We start from the raw sequence: 19,332 nt of genomic DNA, 5'->3' as shown, positions 1-19,332 counted from the left end.
CTGGGGACAGCAGCTGCGCGGCCTGCCCGAGCAGCTCGACCTGCCCGCCGACCGGCCGCGCCCCGCGGTCGCCAGCGGTCGCGGTGCCACCCACACCTTCGAGATCGACGCCGAAACCCATGCGGCACTGGCCGAGCTGGCCCGCGGCCGCGGCGCGACGCTGTTCATGGTCGCCCACGCGGCGCTGGCGCTGCTGCTCTCGCGCCTGTCCGGCGAGCACGACATCGCCATCGGCACCCCGATCGCGGGCCGTGGCGAGCGTGCCCTCGACGACCTGATCGGCATGTTCGTCAACACCCTGGTGCTGCGCACCGAGGTCGACGGCGACGCGAGCTTCGCCGACCTGCTCGGCGAGGTCCGCGCGGCCGACATCGCCGCCTTCGGCCACGCCGACCTGCCGTTCGAGCGCCTGGTCGAGATCATCAACCCGGCCCGCTCGCAGGCACGCCACCCGCTGTTCCAGGTCATGCTGGCCTTCCAGAACACCGGCCAGTCCAACCTGGAACTGCCCGGCCTGACGGTCAGCGGCGTCGAGCTGCCGATCGACGTGGCCAAGTTCGACCTGAACGTGGTGCTCACCGAGAAGCCCGCCGACTCGCCCTCGGGCATCGTCGCCGAGCTGATCTACGCCACCGACCTGTTCGACGCGGCCACGATGGCAGCCTTCGGGCAGCGGTTCGCGCGGGTGCTCGCCGCTGTCGGCGCCCAGCCGGAGCGTGCGGTCGGTGACGTCGATCTGCTCGACGGCCGCGAACGCGAGCTCGTTTTGTCGGAGTGGAACTCCAACGAGCTCATCTGCATGGGCGGTGTTGGGCGCGGCAGCTTCGTGGTTCCGGCCGATACCGGGGAGACCCTGCTCGACCTGTTCCGGCTCGCCGAGCACGACGCCGACGCGACCGCGCTGACGTTCGAGGGGACAGCTCTGTCCTACGGCGAGTTCGCCGGGCGGGTGCACCAGCTGGCGCGCAAGCTCATCGACTCCGGCGTCGGCCCCGACACCCTGGTCGCCCTCGGTATCCGCCGCTCGGCCGACCTCGTCGTCGCCATGTACGCGGTGCTCGCCGCGGGCGGCGCCTACGTGCCGCTGGACCTGGATCAGCCCGCCGACCGCATCGCCTATGTGCTGGAGACGGCGCAGCCGGTGGCGGTGCTCACCACCGCGTCCGACGCCTTCGCCCCGGCCGGTATCCAGACCCTGGTGGTCGACGAACTCGACCTGTCCGGCTACCCGGCCACCCCGGTCGACGACAGCGAACGTCGTGCGCCGCTGCGGAATTCGAACCTGGCCTACGTGATCTTCACCTCCGGCTCCACCGGCCGCCCCAAGGGTGTCGCGGTGTCGCACGCGGCGGCGGTGAACCAGATCCGCTGGATCACCGACGAATACGCGCTGACCGCCGACGATGTGGTGCTGTTCAAGACGCCGCAGACCTTCGACGTATCGGTCTGGGAACTCTTCGGCACCATCGTCCGCGGCGCCCGCATGGTGATCGCGACGCCGGACGGGCATCGCGACCCGCAGTACCTGGCCGAGCTGATCGCCGCGGAAGGCGTCACGCTCACCTCGTTCGTGCCGTCCATGCTCGCCGTGTTCGCCGGTGTCGCGGCACCGGCGCAGCTGGCCTCGGTGCGCGCGCTGCTCGTCGCCGGTGAGGCGTTCACCTCCGATGTCGTCGAGGCGATCCGCCGGGTCAGCTCCGCCGAGCTGCACAACCTGTACGGTCCGACCGAATTCACGGTGCACGCCACCTACGCACCGGTCGCCGACGACGTGCAGGGCCCGGTGCCGATCGGCCGCCCCGTGCTCAATGCCAAGTCCTACGTGCTGGATTCACGTCTGCACCCGGTCGCCCCCGGTGTCGCGGGTGAGCTGTATCTGGCAGGCATCCAGCTGGCGCGCGGCTATGTCGGCCGCGCTGACCTGTCCGCCGACCGTTTCGTGGCGAACCCGTTCGGCGCAGGCGAGCGGATGTACCGCACCGGTGACCTCGTCCGCTGGAACGCCGACGGCACCATCACCTACCTCGGCCGCACCGACTTCCAGGTCAAGCTGCGCGGTCTGCGCATCGAGCTCGGCGAGATCGAGGCCGCGCTCACCGCGCACGGCACCGTCTCGCAGGCCGTCGTGGTCGTGCGCTCGGATGCCCGCACCGGCGACCAGCTCGTCGGCTACGTCGTGCCTTCCGGGGGCGCGACCGCCGAGATCGATTCGCTGCGTACACATTTGGCCGCCCAGCTGCCGTCCTACATGGTTCCGGCCGCGTTCGTCGTCCTCGACGCGATGCCGCTGAGCGCCAACGGCAAGCTGGACCGCCGCGCCCTGCCCGAGCCGGTGTTCGAGGCGCGGGAGTTCCGCGCGCCGAGCACACCGATCGAGGAGATCGTCGCCGCGACCTTCGCCGAGGTGCTCGGCCTGTCCGGTGACCGCGCCGTCGGCCTGGACGACGACTTCTTCGACCTGGGCGGCAACTCGCTGATCGCCACCCAGGTGGTCGCCCGCCTCGGCGCCGCCCTCGACACCCGCGTCCCCGTGCGCGTGCTGTTCGAGGCGCCTTCCGTCGCCGCGCTGGCCGTCAAGGTGGAATCGCACGCGGGCAGCGGCAGCCGCCGCGAGCTCGTCGCCGGGCCGCGCCCGGAGCAGATCCCGCTCTCGCTGGCCCAGCAGCGCATGTGGTTCCTCAACCGCTTCGACAGCGCGACCGGGGTCAACAACATCCCGCTCGCCGTCCGCCTGACCGGCGACCTCGATATCGACGCCCTGCGTCAGGCCGTCGCCGACGTGGTCGACCGGCACGAGGTGCTGCGCACCGTCTACCCCGAGACCGCCGAGGGCCAGGGCGTGCAGGTCGTGCTGCCCGCGGGCCAGGTGCCGATCGCGCTCACCCCGATCACGGTCGCCGAGGACGAGATCCGCGATCGGATCAGCGAACTGGTGCTCGCCGGGTTCGACGTGACCGCCGAGGTCCCGGTGCGCGCCGCGCTGCTGCGCGTCGCGGGCTCCATGGACGGCTCGACCCCCGACACCCACGTGCTCGTCTTCGTCGTGCACCACATCTCCGGTGACGGCTGGTCGGTGCGCCCGCTGGCCCGCGACGTGATGATCGCCTACGCCGCGCGCTCGCGCGGTGAGGCGCCGGGCTGGGCGCCGCTGCCGGTGCAGTACGCCGACTTCGCGCTGTGGCAGCGTGAGACCCTCGGCGCCGAGGACGACGCGTCCTCGATGATCGCCCAGCAGGTCGCGTACTGGTCCCAGCACCTGGCAGGCCTGCCCGATCAGCTCGACCTGCCCGCCGACCGCCCGCGTCCGGCCGTGGCCTCCAACCGCGGTGGCGTGCACGAGTTCTCGATCGACCCGGCACTGGCGGCGAGCCTGAACGCGCTGGCCCGCGAACACGGCGCCAGCCTCTTCATGGTCGTGCACGCCGCGTTCGCGGCGCTGCTGGCCCGCCTGTCCGGCAACGACGACATCGCCATCGGCACCGCCGTCGCGGGCCGTGGTGAAGCGGTCCTCGACGACGCGATCGGCATGTTCGTCAACACGCTGGTGCTGCGCAGCGGCGTCGACCCGGCCCAGACGTTCACCGAACTGCTCGCGCAGACCAGGGAAAGCGACCTGGCCGCCTTCGGCCACGCCGACCTGCCGTTCGAGCGCCTGGTGGAGATCCTCAACCCGGCCCGTTCGCAGGCACGTCACCCGCTGTTCCAGGTGATGCTGTCGTTCCAGAACACCGGCGAGGCCTCCTTCGAGCTGCCCGGCCTCGAGGTCGCCGGCGTGCCGCTGGACGTGGTCACCGCCAAGTTCGATCTGCACCTGAACCTGGCCGACCGGCACCGCGCCGACGGTTCCGCCGACGGCATGACCGCCGAGTTCGCCTACGCCACCGACATGTTCGACGCCGACACCATCGCGGGCCTCGCGCAGCGCATGGTGCGGATGCTGACCGCCGTGGTCGCCGCGCCGGATCGGGCGATCGGCGAGGTCGAGCTGCTTGCTCCGGCCGAGTACCGCCAGGTCGTCACCGACTGGAACGCCACCACGCACCCGGTCGACCAGGCCGCGACGCTGGTGTCGATGTTCGAGGCCCAGGCGCTGACCAGCCCGAACGCGACCGCCCTCACCTTCGAGGGGACGAGTCTGTCCTACGGTGAGTTCGCCGCCCGGGTGAACCGCCTGGCCCGTCACCTCATCGCCCAGGGCGTCGGCCCCGACACCATGGTCGCGCTCGGCATGCGCCGCTCGCTGGACCTGGTGATCGGCATGTACGCGGTGAGCGTGGCCGGTGGCGCGTACGTGCCGCTCGACCCCGACCACCCGGCCGAGCGCACCCACTACGTGCTCGAGACCGCCGCGCCGGTCTGCGTGTTGACCACGGCCGCTGACGAATTCGACGCCGGCTCGACTACCGCGCTGCACATCGAGAGCCTGGACCTGACCAGGTACTCCGCCGCGCCGGTCACCGATGCCGAGCGCACCGCGCCGCTGCGTCCGTCGAATACCGCGTACGTGATCTTCACGTCGGGTTCGACGGGTCGTCCGAAGGGTGTGGCGGTCAGCCATGGCGCGATCGTCAACCGTCTGGTGTGGATGCAGGCCGCCTACGGCCTCACCGCGGACGATGTGGTGTTGCAGAAGACGCCCGCCACGTTCGACGTGTCGGTGTGGGAGTTCTTCTGGCCCTTGCAGATCGGTGCGCGTCTGGTCGTCGCCAAGCCCGACGGTCATCGCGATCCGGCGTACCTGGCCGAGATCATCGCCACCGAAGGCGTCACCACCGCGCACTTCGTGCCGTCGATGATGTCGGTGTTCGTGGCCGAGCTGGCCGAGTCCGCCGCCGTCGCCCTGGCCGACGGCAGGCAGACCAGCAGCAGCCTGCGCCTGGTCTTCGCCTCCGGTGAGGCGCTGCCCGCACCGACCGCCCAGCGTCTGCGCGCGCTCACCGGCGCGGCCCTGCACAACCTGTACGGCCCCACCGAGGCCGCGGTCGACGTCACCTTCCACGAGGTCACCGACGCCGACACCACCTCGGTGCCGATCGGCGCCCCGGTCTTCAACACCCAGGTGTACGTGCTGGATTCACGCCTGCACCCGGTGCCCGTCGGCGTGCCCGGCGAGCTGTACCTGGCCGGTATCCAGCTGGCGCGCGGCTATGTCGCCCGTCCTGACCTGACCGCCGACCGCTTCGTCGCCGATCCGTTCGGCGACGACGGCGCCCGCATGTACCGCACCGGTGACCTCGTCACCTGGACCACCGACGGCGAGCTGGAATACCTGGGTCGCACCGACTTCCAGGTGAAGCTGCGTGGTCTGCGCATCGAACTCGGCGAGATCGAGTCCGCGCTCACCGCGCTGCCGTCGATCGCCCAGTCGGTCGTGGTCGTCCGCTCCGACGAGCGCCTCGGCGACCAGCTGGTCGGCTACCTGATCCCGGCCGCCGGTGCCAGCATCGACCTCGACGCAGTGCGCACCGAACTCGGCGGCGCGCTGCCGACCTACATGGTGCCCACCGCGTTCGTGATCCTGGACGCCTTCCCGCTCAACGCCTCCGGCAAGCTCGACCGCAAGGCGCTGCCGGCGCCGGTGTTCGAGGCCAAGGTGTTCCGCGCGCCGTCGACCCCGATCGAGGAGATCGTGGCCGGCACCTTCGGTGACGTGCTCGGCGTGACCCGCGTCGGCGCCGACGACGACTTCTTCGAACTCGGCGGCAACTCGCTGCTGGCCACCCAGGTCACCGCCCGCATCGGCGCGGCCCTGGACACCCAGCTCTCGGTCCGCGACCTGTTCGAGGCGTCCACCGTGTCCGCGCTCGCCGCCCGCGCCGAGCACAATGCCGGCTCCGGCCGGACCCGCCCGCGCCTGACGGCGGGGGAGCGGCCCGCGATCATCCCGCTCTCGCCCGCCCAGCAGCGCTACTGGTTCCTCAACCAGTTCGACACCTCCACCTCCGCGGTGGACAACATCCCGCTGGCCGTCCGCCTCACCGGCGAGCTCGACGTCCCCGCGCTCGAGCAGGCCATCGGCGACGTGTTCGCCAGGCACGAGATGCTGCGCACCACCTACCCGCGCTCGGCCGACGGCCCGCACCAGGTGATCCTGCCGATCTCGCAGAGCCGCGCCGTTGTCCACCACATCGAGGTCGACGAGGCCGAGCTGCTCGGCGCCGTCATCGAATTCGCGATGACCACCTTCGACGTCACCGAAGAGGTGCCGCTCAAGGTCGCCCTGTTCAAGCTGAACGCGACCGACCACGTGCTCGCGTTCACCGTGCATCACGTCTCCGCCGACGGCTCGTCGATGGGCCCGCTGGCCCGCGACATCATGGCCGCCTATGTGGCCCGCGTGCAGGGCGAGGCCCCGCAGTGGGCGCCGCTGCCGGTGCAGTACGCCGACTACGCGCTGTGGCAGCGCGAGGTCCTCGGCGACGAGACCGACCCGGAATCGCTCGCCGCCAAGCAGGTCGCGTACTGGAGCAACGCCCTCGCGGGCCTGCCGGATCAGCTGGAACTGCCCGCCGACCGGCCGCGCCCGCCCGCTCAGTCGTTCCAGGGCAAGGCGATCCGCTTCGAGATCGACCCGGCGCGCCACGCCGCGCTGCACGAGCTGGCCAGGGCCAACAACGCCTCGCTGTTCATGGTCGTGCACGCCGCCCTCGCGGTGCTGCTCGCGCGCCTGTCCGGCACCGACGACATCGCGGTCGGCACCCCCATCGCGGGCCGTGGTGAACGCGAACTCGACGACCTGATCGGCATGTTCGTCAACACCCTGGTGTTCCGCACCGCCATCGACCCGGCGGCCTCGTTCGCCGAGCTGCTGGCCGACGTGCGCGAACGCGACCTGGAAGCCTTCGCCAACGCCGACGTGCCGTTCGAGCGCCTGGTCGAGGTGCTCAACCCGGTGCGCTCCACCGCGCGCAACCCGCTGTTCCAGGTGGGCCTGTCGTTCCAGAACCTGGCCGACACCACCTTCGAACTGCCAGGCCTGACCGTCAGCGCCGTCGACTACGACTCGCAGCTGGCCAAGACCGACCTGCACGTCACCCTCTACGACCGCTACACCGACGACGGCGCACCGGCCCAGCTGGTCACCGAATTCGGTTACGCCATAGACCTGTTCGACGAGTCGACGGTCCAGAGCTTCGCCGACCGCTTCCTGCTCGTGCTCGACGCGGTCGCCGCCGACGCGACCGTCCCGGTTGGCGATATCGACCTGCTCACCGCGCCGGAGTCCACGCAGATCGTCACCGCGTGGAACGACACCGCGCACGCGGTCGACACCGACGCCACGCTGGTGTCGCTGCTGGACGCGACCGTGGCCGCCACTCCGGATGCCGTCGCGCTGGTTGTCGACGAGGTCGACGGTCGCCGTGAGCTGACCTACGCCGAGCTCGACGCCGAGGTCAACCGCCTTGCCCGGCACCTGATCTCGCTGGGTATCGGGACCGAGGATCGGGTGGCGCTGGCCATCCGCCGTTCCGCGGAACTGATCATCGCGATGTACGCGGTGGCCCGTACCGGTGCCGCCTACGTGCCGATCGATCCCGATCAGCCCGCCGAGCGCACCGACTACATCCTGGAGACGGCCGCGCCCGCGGTCGTGCTGACCACGGCGAACGCCGAGTTCAGCACGGCGGCGGCCGAAGTGGTCGTCCTCGACGAGCTCGACCTGAGCGCCGTCAGCCCGGCCGCGATCACCGAGCGCCGTGGCGCCCTGGTGCCCGCGAACACCGCGTACGTGATCTTCACGTCCGGTTCCACCGGCAAGCCCAAGGGTGTCGCGGTCTCGCACGGCGCGATCGTCAACCAGTTGCTGTGGGAGACGGCCGAATTCGGTATCGGTGCCGACGACGCGGTGCTGCTCAAGACGGCAGCCACCTTCGACCTCTCGGTCTGGGAGTTCTGGACCGCCGCCGTCGCGGGAGCCCGCCTGGTGGTCGCCACCGCCGACGGTCACCGCGACCCGGCCTACCTCAACGACCTGATGCGGGCCACCGGCGTCACGACGCTGCACGTGGTGCCGTCGATGCTCGACGCACTGCTCACCGAGTCGGGTGCGGCGCTGCCGCGCACGTTGCGCCGGGTGCTGGCCATCGGTGAGGCGCTGCCCGCGTCCACCGCGCAGCGCTTCCGCACCGCCAACACCGCGGAACTGTTCAACCTCTACGGCCCGACCGAGGCCGCGGTCTCGATCACCAGCCACGCGGTGACCGATGCCGACCAGGTGTCGGTGTCGATCGGTGCGCCGGAGTGGAACAGCCGTGTCTACGTGCTGGATTCGCGCCTGCGCCCGGTGCCGGTCGGTGTCTCCGGTGAGCTCTACCTGGCCGGCGCCCAGCTGGCCCGCGGCTACTACGGCCGCGCCGATCTCACCGCCGACCGCTTCGTCGCCGACCCGTTCTCGGTGACCGGCGAGCGCATGTACCGCACCGGTGACCTGGTCGCCTGGAACGCCGACGGCGAACTGGACTACCGCGGCCGCACCGACTTCCAGGTGAAGATCCGCGGCTTCCGCATCGAGCTCGGCGAGATCGAGGCCGCGCTGCTGCGGCAGGCCGACATCACCTCCGCCGCGGTGCTGGCCCACACCGACCCCGTCGTCGGTGATCGCCTGGTGGCCTACGTCGTCGCCGGTGCCGAGGTCGACAAGCTGGCCCTGCGTTCCGCGCTGGCCGCCGAACTGCCGTCCTACATGGTCCCGACCGTGTTCCTGCAGCTCGACGCCCTGCCGCTGAACGCCAACGGCAAGCTGGATCGCAAGGCCCTGCCGGAGCCCGAGGTCGAGAAGGCCGTGTTCCGCGCGCCGGTCAGCCCGAGCGAGCAGCTCGTGGCCGCCACCTTCGCCGAGGTCCTGCGACTGGGGGCCGACAAGCGCTTCGGTCTCGACGACGACTTCTTCGCCTGGGGCGGTAACTCGCTGCTGGCGACCCAGGTCGCCGCCCGCCTCGGTGAGGCGCTGAACACCCGGATTCCGGTGCGCCTGCTGTTCGAGGCGTCCACGGTCGCCGCGCTGGCGCACCGTATCGAGCAGCACGCCGAGACCGGTGATCGCAAGGCGCTCACCGCCGGTCCGCGTCCCGAGCACATCCCACTCTCGCTCGCGCAGCAGCGCATGTGGTTCCTCAACCGCTTCGACACCCAGTCGGCGGCCTACAACGTGCCCGTCGCGGTCCGCCTCACCGGCGACCTCGATGTGGCCGCGCTGCGGGCCGCGATCACCGACCTGGTGTCGCGCCACGAGATCCTGCGCACGGTGTACCCGCAGACCGAAGCCGGTGCGGCACAGGTGATCCTGTCGCCCGCGCAGGCCGCGCCGGAACTGATCGAGCGCACCGTGGCCGCCGGCGAGATGGAATCGGCTGTCGCGGAACTGATGTCGACCATGTTCGACGTCACCGTCGAGGTGCCGCTGAAGGTCGCGCTGTTCCGCGCCGAGAACACCGATGCCGAACCGGCGGCGCCGAGCTCGGTCTTCGGGCCCGCCCGCACCATCTCCGGCGACTTCGTGCTCGCCATGGTCGTGCACCACATCTCGGGTGACGGCTCGTCGGTCGCCCCGCTGACCCGCGACCTGATGACCGCCTACGCGGCCCGCTCCACCGGCCAGGAGCCCGGCTGGGCGCCGCTGGCCGTGCAGTACGCGGACTACAGCATCTGGCAGCGCGAACTGCTCGGCAGCGAGGACGATCCGGACTCGATGGCGTCCAAGCAGGTCGCGCACTGGAAGCAGGCCCTGGCTGACCTGCCCGATCAGCTCGACCTGCCCGCCGACCGCCCGCGCCCGGCCGTGCAGACCTTCGCCGGCAGCAAGGTCGACGTCCAGATCGACGCCGACACCCACCGCGCGCTGGTCGAGCTGGCCCGCGCCGAGGGCGCGACGCTGTTCATGGTCGTGCACACCGCGCTCGCGGTGCTGCTGGCCCGCCTCTCTGGCACCGACGACATCGCCATCGGTACCCCGATGGCGGGTCGTGGCGAGGCCGCCCTCGACGACATGATCGGCATGTTCGTCAACACCCTGGTGTTCCGCACCAAGGTCGACGGCGACGAGGCGTTCACCGAGCTGCTGGCCCGCCAGCGTGAGGACGACATCGCGGCGTTCGCCAATGCCGACGTGCCGTTCGAGCGTCTGGTCGAGGTCCTCAACCCGGTCCGCTCCACCGCGCGTCACCCGCTGTTCCAGGTCGGCCTGTCGTTCCAGAACCTCAGCCGCGCCACCCTGGAACTGCCGGGCCTGACGGTGTCCGGTCTCGACATCGATTCCCAGCTGTCGCAGTTCGACCTGCACCTGATCGCCACCGACCGCTACGGCGATGCCGGTGAGCCCGAAGGCATTTCGGGCATCTTCACCTACGCCACCGATCTGTTCGACCACGCCACGGTCGAGGGCTTCGTCGCGCGGTTCGTCCGCCTGCTCGGCGCGATCGTCGCCACCCCGCGCACCGCGGTCGGCGACATCGAACTGCTCGCACCGGCCGAACGCGCCCAGATCCTGGACGCCCGCAACGCCACCGCCTACCGCGTCGACACCGAGGCCACCCTGGTCTCGCTGCTCGACGCGACGGTGGCCGCCGATCCGAAGTCGACCGCCCTGGTCACCGACGACGGCGCCCAGCTCTCCTACGCCGAACTCGACGCGAAGGTGAACCGCCTCGCGCGGCACCTGATCTCGCTGGGTGTCGGCCCTGAGGCCCGTGTCGCGCTGGCGCTGCGCCGCTCGGTGGACCTGATCGTCGCGATGTACGCGGTGAGCAAGTCCGGTGGCGCGTACGTGCCGGTCGACCCCGATCAGGCGGCCGAACGCACCAACTACATTCTCGAGACGGCGGCACCGGTCTGTGTGCTGACCAACGCCGAGGCCGAGTTCGACACCGATGTCGCGCCGCTGGTGCGCATCGACGAGCTCGAGCTCGACGAGGTCGGCGCCACGCCGGTTTCCGACGCGGAGCGCACCCAGCCGCTGCGTCCGGAGCACACCGCCTACGTGATCTTCACGTCCGGTTCGACCGGACGCCCGAAGGGTGTCGCGGTGCCGCACGGCGCCATCGCCAACCAGCTGCAGTGGAAGCTGATCGAGTTCGGCATGGACGCCGCCGACGCGGTGCTGCTCAAGACCGCCGCGACCTTCGACCTCTCGGTCTGGGAGTTCTGGTCGGCCGCCGTCTGCGGTGGCCGCCTGGTCATCGCCTCGGCCGACGGCCATCGCGATCCGGCGTACCTGAACGAGCTGATGTCGCGCGAGTGGGTCACCACCCTGCACGTGGTGCCGTCGATGCTGGACGCGCTGCTGGCCACCACGGCGCGCCCGGCGGGCCCGGAGGCGGTAGCGAAGCGTGACCACGCAGGGCCCTCGGGCGCGCCGCAATCGAGCACAGGCATGCCCGATTCGCTGTGGCGGGTCCTGGCCATCGGTGAGGCGCTGCCCGGTTCGCTGGCGCAGCGGTTCCGCACCGCGTTCCCGCGCACCGAGCTGTTCAACCTGTACGGCCCCACCGAGGCCGCGGTCTCGATCACCTCGCATCGGGTGAACGCCGCGGACCAGGGCTCGGTCTCCATCGGTGGGCCCGAGTGGAACAGCCAGGTGTACGTCCTCGACGCGCGGCTGCGCCCGGTGCCGGACGGCGTCGCGGGCGAGCTGTACCTCGCCGGCGCGCAGTTGGCGCGCGGCTACTTCGGCCGCCCCGACCTGACCGCCGACCGTTTCGTCGCCAACCCGTTCACCCCCGGTACCCGCATGTACCGCACCGGTGACCTGGTGGCCTGGCACAACGGTGAGCTCGACTACCGCGGCCGCACCGACTTCCAGGTGAAGATCCGCGGCTTCCGTATCGAGCTCGGCGAGATCGAGGCCGCGCTGCTGGCGCTGCCCGAGATCGCCCAGGCCGCCGTCATCGCGAAGTCCGACCCGCGCACCGGCGATCGCCTGGTGGCGTACCTGGTCGGCATGGATATCGATGTCGCGCAGGTGAAGTCGACGCTGGCCGCCGGGCTGCCGTCGTACATGGTGCCCGCCGCGTTCGTCGTCATGGACGCGCTGCCGCTGAACGTCAACGGCAAACTCGACCGCAAGGCGCTGCCGGAGCCGGAGTTCGAGGCCCAGGCCTTCCGCGCGCCGTCCACCCCGATCGAGGAGATCGTGGCGGCCGTGTTCGCGGACGTGCTCGGCGCCGAGCGCGTCGGTGCCGACGACGACTTCTTCGCCCTCGGCGGCAACTCGCTGCTGGCCACGCAGGTCGCGGCCCGTCTCGGTGCCGCCCTGGACAGCCGGGTGCCCGTGCGCCTGCTGTTCGAGGCGTCCACCGTCGCCGGTCTCGCGGTGAAGGTCGAGCAGGGTGCGGGCGCCGGTGGGCGGCGCGCGCTGGTCGCCGGACCGCGTCCGGAGCAGGTGCCGCTCTCGCTCGCGCAGCAGCGTATGTGGTTCCTGAACCAGTTCGACACCAGCTCCGCGGTGAACAACATCCCGGTCGCCGTCCGCCTGTCGGGCGCGCTGGATGTCGAGGCGCTGCAGCTCGCGGTCGCCGATGTGCTGGCCAGGCACGAGACCCTGCGCACGGTGTACCCGTCCGCGGACGGCACGCCGCACCAGGTGATCCTGCCGGTCGAGGGCAATGTTCCGGATCTGACGCCGGAAGCCGTTGCGCCCGAACAGGTTCGCGACAGGATCGCCGCGCTGATCTCCGCAGGCTTCGACGTGCTCGACGAAGTTCCGTTGCGCGCGAAGCTGATGCGGGTCGCGGACGAGGAGTTCGTGCTCGTCTTCGTCGCCCACCACATCAGCGCCGACGGCTGGTCCATGGGCCCGCTGACCCGCGACGTGATGGTGGCCTACGCCGCCCGCGCCGCCGGGGAACGCCCGGGCTGGGCGCCGATGCCGGTGCAGTACGCCGACTTCAGCGTCTGGCAGCGCGACGTCCTCGGCTCCGAGGCCGACGACGCCAGCCTGATCTCCCAGCAGGCCGACTACTGGAAGCGTGCCCTCGCCGGCGTCCCCGACGAGCTGAACCTGCCTCTCGACAGGCCGCGTCCGAGCACGCAGTCCTTCGCCGGCGGCCGGGTGCTGTTCCCGATCGGCACCGAGATCCACGCCGGACTCATCGCCATCGCCCGCGAGCAGAACGCGACGCTGTTCATGGTCGTGCACACCGCCCTCGCGGTGTTCCTGGCGCGCATGTCGGGTACCGAGGACATCGTCATCGGCACCCCGATCGCCGGTCGTGGCGAGGCCGAACTCGACGACGTCATCGGCATGTTCGTCAACACCCTGGCCCTGCGCACGCAGGTCGGCGGCCAGCTCAGCTTCGCCGAGCTGCTGACCCAGGCGAAGGAAGCCGACCTGGCCGCCTTCGCGCACGCCGACATCCCGTTCGAGCGCTTGGTGGAACTGCTCAACCCTGAGCGCTCCACCGCGCGGCACCCGCTGTTCCAGGTGGCGCTGTCGTTCGAGAACCTGCCCGACGCGAGCTTCGAGCTGCCGGGCCTGTCGGTCTCGGCCGTCGACTTCGACGTCGACACCGCCAAGTTCGACCTGCTGCTCACCGTGCGTGAGGCGCAGGCCGGTGACGAGGCGGGCGCCTACGCCGAGTTCTCCTACGCCAGTGACCTGTTCGACCAGTCGACGGTCGAGACGTTCGCGCAGCGCTTCCAGCGTCTGCTCGCCGAGGTCGTCACCGACACCACCACGCCGGTCGGCGATCTCGAACTCCTCGACACGGTCGAGCGCGCCGAACTGCTCACTCGCACCGGTGGTCCCGCCGCCTCGACGAGCACTCTGCCCGAGCTGCTGGCCCAGGCCGTGGCGACCAACCCGGCCGGTCAGGCGATCGTCGCGCCCGGCGAATCGGTCGACACCGGCCTGGTCCGCGCGCTCACCGCGACCGGCACGCCGGATGCGGACGAGTCGCAGCGCGCGGGCGAAGAGGTAGGTGCGGGCGAGTCCAGTGGGCTCGCGGCGGCGCAGTCGGGTCAGGCTCGCTCGCTGACCTATGCCGAGCTGGACGCGGCCTCATCGCGCCTGGCCCGCGTGCTCATCGAGCGTGGTGCGGCACCGGAGACGGTCGTCGCCATCGCTATGCAGCGTTCGCTCGAAACCACGCTGGCCATCTGGGCCGTCATCAAGTCCGGTGCCGCGTTCCTGCCGGTCGATCCGAAGTATCCGGCCGAGCGCATCGCGCACATGATGTCGGATTCGGGTGCGGCACTGGGCATCACGGTGTCGTCCGAGGTCGATCACCTGCCCGCGCCCGCCCTGGGCGACTGGCTGGTCCTCGACGATGCGGCGCTGCACGCCGAGATCGCCGAGCAGTCCGCCGCGCCGATCACCGACGCGGACCGCCAGGGTGCCGTCCGGACCGGCAACACGGCCTACATGATCTACACCTCGGGTTCGACGGGCCTGCCCAAGGGCGTCGTCGTCTCCCACACCGGTGTGGCCAACTTCGCCGCTGCCCAGGTGGCGCAGTTCGGGCTCGACAAGGACGCGCGCACGCTGGCGTTCGCGTCCCCGTCGTTCGACGCGTCGATCCTCGAGTTCCTGCTCGCGGTCGGCTCGGCGGGCACTCTCGTCATCACGCCGGTCGGCGTGGTCGGCGGCGAGGAACTGGCCGAGATCATCGTGGGCCAGCAGCTGACCCACGTGTTCCTCACCCCGCTGGTCGCGGCGTCGATGGAACCCGCGGCGCTGGCCGACGTGGAAGCGCTGATCGTCGGTGGCGACAAGGCCCCCGTCGACCTGGTGGCGAACTGGCACAGCGCGGGCACCGACCCCGCGCACCACCGGTTCTACAACGCCTACGGCCCGACCGAGGCGACCATCGCGACCAACCTGTCCGACCCGCTGCTGCCCGGCGACACCATGAACATCGGTGGCCCGATCGCGGGCGCCACCGTCTTCGTGCTCGACAGCCGCCTGCGCCCGGTCCCCGAGGGCGTGGCCGGTGAGCTGTACCTGGGCGGCCTCCCGCTGGCCCGCGGCTACCACGCGCGCCCCGGCCTCACCGCCGAGCGCTTCGTGGCCAGCCCGTACGCCGACGGCGAGCGCCTGTACCGCACCGGTGACGTCGTCGCCTGGCGCACCGTCAACGGCAAGTCGGTCGTGGAGTACGTGGGCCGCAACGACTTCCAGGTGAAGATCCGCGGCTTCCGCATCGAACTGGGCGAGATCGACGCGGTCCTCACCGCGCACGACGACGTCGAGTTCGCCGCCACCATCGGCCGCACCACCGACGCGGGCGCCACCATCCTGGTGTCCTATGTGCGGGCCACCCCCGGCGCGGCCGCCGACCCGGCCGAGCTGGTCGAGTACGCGGCGCAGCAGCTGCCCGCGCACATGGTGCCCGCTGCCGTCATGGTGCTCGACGAGATCCCGCTGACCCCCGCGGGCAAGCTCGATCGTCGCGCCCTGCCCGAGCCGGTCCTCGCCCCGCGCGAGTTCCGCACGCCGACAAGCGAAGTCGAGGCGATCATCGCCACCGTCTTCGCCGAGGTGCTCGGTGTCGACGCGGTCGGCCTCGACGATTCGTTCTTCGCCCTCGGCGGTGACTCGATCCTGTCCATCCAGCTCGTCTCGCGCGCCAAGGACCGCGGCGTGCTGTTCAAGCCGCGCGACGTGTTCGAGAAGCGCAGCGTGGCAGGCCTGGCCGAGATCGCCGTGCTCGCGGGCGACGCCGACCAGATCGTGCTCGAGGAACTGCCGGGCGGCGGTGTCGGTGATATCCCGATGCTGCCGATCATGCGCCAGATCCTGAGCAGCGGCTCCACCTACGACCGGTTCTCCCAGTCGATGGTGCTGCGCCTGCCGGAGAACATCACCGAGGAGGTCCTGCACGCCACCATCGGCGCGGTCTTCGACCACCACGATGTGCTCCGCTCGCGGGTGGCCAAGGATGCCGAGAACGGCTGGGTCTTCGAGGCGCTGGCGCCGGGCGAGGTCGACGTGACCGCGCTGGTGCGTCGCATCGAGGTGGCCGGTGAGATCACCGACGAGCAGCTGTCCAAGCAAGCTTCGGTCGAATACGACGAGGCCATGGGCCGACTCGATCCGGCGAACGCCGCCATGGTGCAGTTCGTCTGGTTCGCCTTCGGCGAGAACGCCGACGGCCCGCGCCGTCGCGACGCGCTGCTCATCGTCGGCCACCACTTCGTGATCGACGGTGTCTCCTGGCGCATCCTGATCCCGGACCTCGGCATGGCCTGGGGCCAGATCGCCGCCGGTCAGCCGGTGACGCTGCCCGTCAACGGCACCTCGATGCGCCGCTGGGCGCACAGCCTGGTCGAGCAGTCCACCGATCGTCGCGCGGAACTGCCGTTCTGGCGCGAGGTCTCGGCCACCGCCGACCCGCGGCTCGGCGCGCGGGCGTTCGACCCACAGGTCGACACCTTCGCGACCGTCGACCGGGTGCAGGTCACCCTGTCGCCGGAGGTCACGGACGCGGTGCTCACCGCGATCCCGGGCCTGTACCACGGCGGCGTCAACGACGGCCTGCTCACCGCACTCGCGCTGGCCGTATCCCGCTGGCGCGGTGACGAATCCGGTACAGCGGCACTGATCAAGCTGGAGGGCCACGGCCGCCAGGAGGAGATCGTCGCCGGTGCCGACCTCTCGCGCACCGTCGGCTGGTTCACCACCGCCTTCCCGGTCCGCCTCGACCTGGCCGGTGCCGATCTCGACGACGCCTTCGCGGGCGGCGCCGTGCTCGGCGAGGTGATCAAGTCGGTCAAGGAGCAGATGCTCGCCGTGCCCGACAAGGGCATCGGCTACGGCATGCTCAAGTACCTGACCACCGAGGGTGCCGATCTGCCGAGCGTCGGCCAGATCAGCTTCAACTACCTCGGTCGCGCGACGGCGGGCGAGATCCCCGCCGAACTGGCCGAACTCGGCTGGGTGCCGGTGGCCGATCTGGGTCAGCTCGACGCCGAGATGGACCTGGACATGCCCGCCAACGCGACGCTGGACATCAACGCCATCGTCAACGACGGCGACGAGGGCCCGCAGCTGGGCGCGAACATCGCGTTCCCGACCGGGCTGCTCACCGCCGACCAGGCCCAGGAGTTCGCCGACCTGTTCGTGGCGGCGCTGACCGCGCTCGCCACCCACGCGCAGCGCGCCGACGCGGGCGGTTTCACCCCGTCCGACATGCCCCTGGTGCGGGTCGATCAGTCCGACATCGAGCTGTGGGAAGGCAACTACCCGGCCCTGGCCGAGGTGTGGCCGCTCTCGCCGCTGCAGGCGGGCCTGATGTTCCACGCCATGCTCAGCTCGGCCACCGTCGACGTGTACACCGTGCAGGCCGTCCTCGACCTGACCGGCACCCTCGACACCGAGCGGTTGCGGCGCGCGGCCCAGGCCGTGCTCGACCGGTACCCGAACCTGCGGACCGCGTTCGTCACCGACTCGGCCGGTCAGCCGGTGCAGGTCGTGATGTCGGAGCTCGAGGTCCCGTGGCGCGAGGTCGACCTGACCGACCTGCCGGAGGACGAGCGACTGCCGCGCATGCAGCAGCTGCTGGTCGCCGACCGCGCCAACCAGTTCGACATGGCCACGGCCCCGCTGATCCGCTTCGGTCTGTACAAGACCGGGGATGGTCAGTCCCACCTGGCGATCACGGTGCACCACATCCTGATCGACGGCTGGTCCATGCCGCTGCTCATGCGCGACCTGCTGGTCCTCTACGCGGTGCACGGTGACCTCACCGCGCTGCCGCGCGTGGCCTCCTACCGCAACTTCCTGTCCTTCCTGTCGGGTTGGGATCGCGAAGTGTCGCTGCAGGTCTGGGCCGAAGCGCTGAACGGGGTCGAAGGCCCCACCCAGCTGGCGCCAGCGCCGCGCACCGAGGAGCGCTACGAACTCGGCAAGGTCATCGTCGAGATCGACAACGACCGCACCAGGGCGCTCGGCAAGTTCGCGGGCGAACTCGGTGTCACCGTGAACACGCTGCTGCAGACCGCGTGGGGCATCGTCGTCGGCCGCCTCACCGGCCGCGACGACGTGGTGTTCGGCGCGACCGTGTCCGGCCGCCCGGCCGAACTGCCCGGCGTGGAGTCGATGGTCGGCCTGTTCATCAACACCCTGCCGGTGCGGATCCAGATCGACGACCGGATCAGCGCGGAGGAGCTGACCAAGCGGGTGCAGGCCGAGCAGGCCGACCTGCTCAGCCACCACTTCGTCGGCCTGTCCGACATCCAGCGGGTAGCCGGGGCAGGCGCGCAGTTCGACACGCTGCTGGTGTTCGAGTCCTACCCGATGGACAAGGACGCCGTCACCGCGGCGAGCTCGATCGACGGCATGCAGGTCACCGGTGTCGGCCTCGACGACGCCACCCACTACCCGCTCACCCTGGTGGTGATGGCCGAGTCGACCATCGAGATCACCCTGCGCTACCTGCGCAGCACCTACACCGAGGACGAGGTCCGCACCCTGTCCGCGCGTCTGCTGCGCGTGCTCGACGAGCTGCTCGACAACCCGACCGGCCTGGTCGGCGACATCGACATCCTCGACGCGGGCGAACGCGCCCAGCTGCTCGCCGAATCCGGTGTGACGGCTGCTGTCTCGGCCCCGGTCGCGACGGCGGGCGTTGGTGCGCAGACGGTGGCCAAGGTGCTCGGCGAGGTCGTCGAAGCCGACCCGCAGGCTCCCGCCCTGCTCCGCGGCGACAGCGAAATCGCCTACAGCGCACTGGATCGCAAGTCCTCGCAGCTGGCCCGCGTGCTCATCGCCCGCGGTGCGGGCCCCGGCGATGTTGTCGCGATCTCGCTGCCGCGCAGCGTGGATTCGGTCCTCGCCGCCTGGGCCATCCAGAAGGCGGGCGCCGCGGTTCTGTTCGCGGGCGAGCTGTCCGGCGTCGAGATCGCCGCGACCGGTGCGTCCTACGGCATCAGCGACGCTCCCGTCGCCGGCGTCGCGGGCGACTGGCTGATCCTGCCCGACGTAGAAGCCGAGATCGCCGCCGCCGCGGCGCATCCCGTCTCCTACGCCGACCGGGTCCGCCCGCTGTCCGAGGACCACCCCGCCTTCGTGCTGGCCGCGGCGGAGACGAACTCGACGCTCACCCAGAGCGCCGCGCTCGCCCTCGCCAAGACCCTGCGCGACACCCACGACGTCGACTACGAATGCACCACCTTCACCACCCACGCCTCCGGCCCGGCCGCCATCCAGGAATTCCTGGTCTCGGCCACCGCGGGCGCCCTGTCGGTCCTCCCCGGCGGCCCGGTCGAAGACGACCTGTCCGACGGCGAGGTCACCCACTGGTTCGTCGCCCCCGGCGACCCGACCGATGCGGCCGACGGTGAAGTCACGGTGATCGTCGCCGAGTAGGCAGTAGCGCCGAGCGCCGCGGAGGTCACCTC

At 70.9% G+C, this 19,332-nt stretch carries 1 protein-coding gene (only partly in view); it reads left to right on the top strand.

Going from position 1 to position 19,332, the window contains the following annotated elements:
• Positions 1–19,300 carry the final stretch of a non-ribosomal peptide synthase/polyketide synthase gene (locus tag ACFWF2_RS07765; protein ID WP_379305736.1) on the top strand. The gene continues 24,587 nt to the left of window position 1, outside the view, so 19,300 of the gene's 43,887 nt are visible here — the last part of the coding sequence; its start codon lies off the left edge, out of view; its stop codon occupies positions 19,298–19,300.
• Positions 19,301–19,332: the final 32 nt, after the last annotated feature.

It is taken from the genome of Nocardia sp. NPDC060259 (genome assembly GCF_042728775.1).
Classification (GTDB): Bacteria; Actinomycetota; Actinomycetes; order Mycobacteriales; family Mycobacteriaceae; genus Nocardia.
Note: the sequence above shows the minus strand (reverse complement) of the source record. Positions and strands in the feature narration are given on the sequence as shown.